The organism is Armatimonas sp., assembly GCF_964826245.1.
The window spans coordinates 1-5268 of record NZ_CBAYMC010000271.1 but is presented as its reverse complement, the minus strand read 5'-3'; the positions used below and the strand labels follow the sequence as shown (position 1 = coordinate 5268).

The window sequence follows — 5268 nt, the reverse complement described above, 5'->3', positions numbered from 1 at the left end:
GTGGTCAATCCGGGCTTCCCAGTGCCCCCCACTGCCGGGGGAGCATCCCGTGACCTCGGCGTCATCAAGATCGCGACCCAAGACGGCCCGCCGCCGCCCCCGCCGATCTAAGCTACTCTCGCTTCGTCCTCTGCAACTCCCGGCCCTGTGCCGGGAGTTGCGGTTTTGGGGCTTATGAACGAACGAACGCAGCGCTTCTTTCTAATTTTCGTGGCTCTCTTGCTGACGCTCGCCACGGGTATCGCGCTTCGTCGTGCACGCCTTGGAGGAGCGATGAGCCTCTCCCCCGCCATCGCCCCTCCTCTCTCCGCACAAGTGGCGGTACGCTTCCACGATGTCTCTGTGACCGGCTACGAAGAGGGGGAGCCCGCCTGGATTATTACCTCCAAAGTTATAGACGCCGAGCGCGACCGGCGCACGATGCGCTTCACCCAGGGACTGAAAGCAACGCTTCTGGACAAAGGCAAGCCCGGCGCATATCTCTCCTCACCAAGTGCTGCTTTCACAGATCAGACCAAGCTCGACTTCACCGGCGGGCTCGAAGCCACACTGCTTCAAGATAGCCAGCCACGCGCCACGCTCTCCGCCCCTATCGCCTCGTTTGATACCAAAGCCAAGAGCTTTCTGGCAGCAGGCTCGATCACGATTAAAGTTCTCCCGCCCGCCAAGCCCATGTCAAGTGACCTGCCCAAGTCGCTGGGCACCCTCACGATCACCTGCACCCAGCTCCGCTACGAAGTAGGCACCAAGCTCGTCACCTGCCCTGGTGCGGTCAAGATCGTCACGGGCAAAAACGATGAAGTCTTCGGGCGCGATCTGGCTCTGAATGTAGAGACACACGACTTTTCGCTCGACGAGTTCCGGGGGCGAATCCGTGGCACGAAAGACGATATCGAGATCCTATGAAACGCCTGACACCTGCTGCCCTCACCCTAGCCGCTTTCTTCGCCGCCGCTGCGCTCTATGCCCAAACCCGCCCGACCCTCCCTAGGCCTGGCACAAAACCCCCACCTGCTAAGCCCACCACACAGACCAAACCAAGCGTCAAGAACGTCCAGCCAGTGGTGCTGCCCGCACCAAAGCCCCAAGCCCCTCCCCCTAAAACCGCCCCGGTGGCGCAAAAAGTGGTGCAAAAAATCGAGCCGCCTGCCAAGCCGCTGGAGCCGGCAAACAACGAGGATCCCGATTACTACCCCTACGGCAAGCGCATGACGCGTGCTTCGACGACGCAGGGAGTGCTCTGGACACTCACCGGAGATGCCCAGCTTCTTCACAAAGAGACCAAGTTTCTCTCCGACACCGTGCTCTACAACGAAGACAATAAGATCGCCAGCGCTCCCGGCAAGCTGCGCATGGAAGATCCCCAGAACACGCTCACCAGCGATAGCGGCGTGGCGTACTACAAAAAAGAGCTGCGCTACGCCGACATGACAGGCGACGTAAAAATCATCGCACGGCCCAAGCCCGATGATCCCAAGGCCACCCCCAAGTCGCTCCGTAAAGAGTTCAAGAACCCCGTGACCATCACCTGCGACAAGCTCCGCTACTGGTGGAAGCAAAAACGCGCCTTCACGGACACCAATGTCAAGATCACCTTTCGGCACAAAGAGAAAGACTGGACCATCACCGGAGGCAGCTTAGAGTACTTCGGCAACGATGAGCGTGCTTTAATCAAGGGAAGCGTCGTCGCCGTCAATGATAAGGGCGAGCGCATCCTCTCCGACACCGCAGACATCATCCTCAAAGAGGGCGCAGAGAAACTTATTTTAGAGCCCATCTTGAAAGGGACGATTATCAAGGGCGATAAAGAAGACGAGGGTGATGGCAGGCCGTGAAAACGCTCACAGGACAAGGCTTTGGAAAAGGCCACGCAATGGGTCGGGCGGCCAAGCTCTCCCTAGAGAGTGGACGCGCCACGCTCGACGAGAGCCTGCTGGGGCAGATTGATAAGTGGCGCAAGCGCGAGGACGTCCCGATGGCACTGATCCTAGTCGCGGAAGATCCTGCCACGGCGCTCCTACTGCCCCTCCCCGACGGTGCCATTCTCAGCGGCGTGGTGAGCGAGCGCCTGCCGAGCCGCCCTCCCCAGCTCCCCGAGGGCATCGCGCTGCTGGCGGGAGTGGACGATGCCCTTCTCTCTATCGGTGAGGGCGAGCTACTCTTGCTGGAGCCCGAGCGTGGACGGCTTAGTGTCGAGCCCAGCGCCTATGAGATCGTCCGGCTTCAGGCAAAGCACCAGCCCCGTGTGCTCTTAGATGAGCCCAACTTTCCCGCCTACACCACCGAAGGAATCGCCGTGGCTGTCTGGGGTGAGGCGACGACCCTGAAAGAAGCTGAGGAGGCCATGACCGCAGGAGCCGAGGGGCTTTTGCTCACGGGAGAGTCTTGGGATGAAGCCTCACTCTGGGCAACGCAGAGCCTCGTCGGTGGTGGCGATCTGGCCCTGGCTCTTCCCTTCGATGCGCTAGATCCCGAAGAGATTGTCCGGCTAGCGGCACGTGCCAAGCTGCGCTGGTGCCTCGATCCTGCCACCCTCTCCGTGCCTGTGGAAACCCTGCGCGAGGAGCTGACGGAGCTGGTGCAGGCACTAGAAGACGAAAACCAGCGCTCCGCTTTGCCACGCCTAGCCTCCCTCAATGGGAGCACCACAGGCTTTGAGGATGTTATCGCACTGGCCGGAGACTTCGACGCGCCCGACCCCGACATCCTTCCCTGGGAGCAGCCTCCTCTCTATGTGCGGATAGAGGCCGTTTTCGATCAGCTCATTGGCTTAGAGGAGGCACTGGAGCGGGGCGCTGCCGGTGTGATTGTCGCCGCACACGCCATCGCGGAGGTGAAGGCGAAGATTAGAGAGTGGAGTTAATGAATCGCCCCGTGAACGGGGCGTGTCGTAGCCTGCGGCTGGAAAGCCCGTACCGGGCTGGAGATACATTCGGTAGCCCGGCACGGGCTTTGCGGCGCTTGCGCCACCGAGACGCCCCGTTCACGGGGCGGCAGTGATATTAGGCGGCGCGGCGCTGCTCGCGCCAGAGGCGATCAAGTGCCTCTTGGATGGCGGTTGCTGCCCAGCCACTGGTCTTGCCCGCCTGCGCCTTAAGCGCTTTCTCCGCCTGCGCTCCAAAGCCCACCAGGGCCTCCACGGTCGCATGCCGAATCGCTGCCTCAGGCTCTCCTAGCAAGGGGATAAGCGCTTGGATGCTCTCGCTACCACGAAGTAGTTTCAGCGCCTCAATTGCCGCCAGCCGTAGCTCAGTGTTTTCCTCTTGTAAAACCCCAATCACGGACTTGCGCGCCGCCGGGTTGCCTAGCTTCCCTAGCGCCAAGACCGCAGAGCGCCGCACATCAGAGGCGCCTTCGGCCACTAAGGCAATTAGGACCGGGACAACCCGCCCATCCCCAATCTGGCCTAGTGCCCAGACAGCGGCGGCTTGAACGACCTCCTGGCTATCTTGCAGACAAACCACCAGTGGCTCCACAGCCACTCGGTCTCCGAGCTGCCCCAGCGTGGTGGCAGCGGCCCAGCGCACTTGGCTATCTTTATCTTCCAGAGCCACGATTAGCTCTGGGACAGCTTGCAGGGCACTGAGCTCCCCAAGAGCCGTGGCAGCCCGCCAGCGTGTTTCTGCATCCGTATCCTGGAGACAGTCTTTTAAGATCGGCGCAGCACCCAGCACACGAAGCATCCCGAGTACCTCAATCGCCGCACGACGGCGTGCGACGTTTTTACTTTTCCCTTGCACCGCAGCGATCAGAGTGGGACAAGCAGCCTGTTCCGCCACACGCAGCCCCGCCAGTGCCGACTGACGTACCAGGTCGCTTTTATGGGTCAGTGCACTCAGAAGGTCTTCAGCGGCGAAGGCTCCCATGTGCCCCAGTGCCTCGGCGGCGGCGCGGCGGACACGAAAATCAGGTGCGCCAAGAAGCGGCACCAGGCGCTTGACCACAACAGGCTCTCGTCGCTCCCCGAGAAGCTCGGAGGCTCCCACGCGGATATGCCAGTCGGGTGAGCTCAACTGAACGAGAAGCGCCTCAATATCATCCGACAAAAGTGCCGTATCCGTGACGCTCTTCCGAGGCAATATCGGAAGCTCCCGTAGCAGATCATCATTCATTACCCCCTATTATTGGTACAGTCTAGGCCTTGCTGGAGAGCTAAAAAACACTATCGAAGTGCCGCCAGCGCCTCCGCCCAGCGCCGGTGTGTGGAATAACGGTTGATCCCTAGGCAGTGCGGCGAGCGCTCCGCCAGCCCAAAGTCCTCGGTGAGGCCTAGCCTGTAGCCCGCCGCCTGCGCCGCCTCTGCCACGCGAGCGTCCCACTTGCCCGAGGGATACGTCACATAGCGCGGCGCAGTCCCAAGGTGCTTTTGCATCGAGGCTTTTGAGAGCGCAAACTCCTTGGCGAGCTTCGCCTCCGAAAACGTCCGCAGATCGGGTGGGTGCGAGTGGGTCTGAGAAACGATCGTCGCGCCGCCTTGTGCCATAGCCTTTAGCTCCGCCCAGTCGCCGTGGTCTTTGCCGGTCTTCACGCCCACAAATGCCGTGTGCGCCGAGACCACAAAGGGCCAGCTGCGTTTCTTCATTTCAGGGAAGACAAAGTCAAAAATCCCCTGCGTGTTGTCGTCAAAGCAGAGCACCACACTCTTTTCGGGTGGTGGATTCTGGCCCGTAGAGAGCCAGCGCTCGATAGTCGGCAGAGCAGCAGGCCGCACTCGCGCTTTCTCTAGCGCCGCGAGCTGGGCCTGAAACTCCGCAATCGTCGTGTCGAACCAAACTAGTTTCTCGCTCGGGACAATATCGTGCCAGACAAGAAAGAGAGTTCGGGGAGATTTCCGGGCAGCAGGATGGATCATAGCGAGGCTCATGACGTGATTTTACCCGCCTCTCCCCGCCGCTGTTGCGAAGAGGGTACACTCCTCGTGTGAACAATCCCCTTTTCTCTCTTCTGCCCCTGAGCGATGGCTTTCCCGCTCTGCCAAATCGCATCGTGATGGGCCCGATGACTCTCAATCAAGCGACTGAGTCTGGGCACATGACTGACTGGATCGTGGACTGGTACCGACGGCGGGCGGCAGGGGGGACAGGCACGATCATCGGGGCGGCGGTCTTTGTCTCCCAAGGCGGACGCGGCTGGGCAAACGCCGTGGGAATCGCCGATGACTCCTACACCGACGGCTGGCGGCGCTGCGTCGAAGCCGCCCACACGCACGGCGCACTCTTTGGAACCCAGCTCTTTCACGGGGGCGCGGCCAGCTCCAATAAGCTTCTG

Annotated in this window: 6 protein-coding genes; 4 read left to right on the top strand and 2 right to left on the bottom strand. The window is 61.0% G+C overall.

Annotation, left to right across the window (positions count from 1 at the left end; translation table 11 throughout):
- The first annotated feature begins 174 nt into the window (after positions 1-174).
- Genes AC1XOS_RS19345 through AC1XOS_RS19335 form a run of 3 tightly spaced genes read left to right on the top strand, consistent with a single transcriptional unit; the run spans position 175 to position 2863 of the window.
- Positions 175-906: a hypothetical protein gene (locus tag AC1XOS_RS19345; RefSeq protein ID WP_481963858.1), complete on the top strand. Its 732-nt coding sequence runs from the start codon at positions 175-177 to the stop codon at positions 904-906.
- Positions 903-1835, top strand: a complete 933-nt coding sequence (locus AC1XOS_RS19340; RefSeq protein WP_481963857.1) for a hypothetical protein — start codon at positions 903-905, stop codon at positions 1833-1835. The genes AC1XOS_RS19345 and AC1XOS_RS19340 overlap by 4 nt, the downstream gene beginning before the upstream one ends.
- Positions 1832-2863, top strand: a complete 1032-nt coding sequence (locus AC1XOS_RS19335; protein ID WP_481963856.1) for a hypothetical protein — start codon at positions 1832-1834, stop codon at positions 2861-2863. Before AC1XOS_RS19340 ends, AC1XOS_RS19335 begins: the two co-directional genes overlap by 4 nt.
- A gap of 139 nt (positions 2864-3002) precedes the next feature.
- On the opposite strand, the gene AC1XOS_RS19330 is transcribed toward AC1XOS_RS19335, so the two are convergent.
- Both AC1XOS_RS19330 and AC1XOS_RS19325 read right to left on the bottom strand, forming a co-directional pair.
- Complete coding sequence (locus tag AC1XOS_RS19330) at positions 3003-4112, bottom strand: HEAT repeat domain-containing protein (protein ID WP_481963855.1); 1110 nt, start codon at positions 4110-4112, stop codon at positions 3003-3005.
- 50 nt (positions 4113-4162) lie between these two features.
- Complete coding sequence (locus AC1XOS_RS19325) at positions 4163-4864, bottom strand: polysaccharide deacetylase family protein (RefSeq protein WP_481963854.1); 702 nt, start codon at positions 4862-4864, stop codon at positions 4163-4165.
- 56 nt (positions 4865-4920) lie between these two features.
- Between AC1XOS_RS19325 and AC1XOS_RS19320 the strand changes: the two genes are divergently transcribed.
- Positions 4921-5268, top strand: a 348-nt coding sequence (locus AC1XOS_RS19320) for an oxidoreductase (protein WP_481963853.1), incomplete at its 3' end; no start/stop codon positions are given.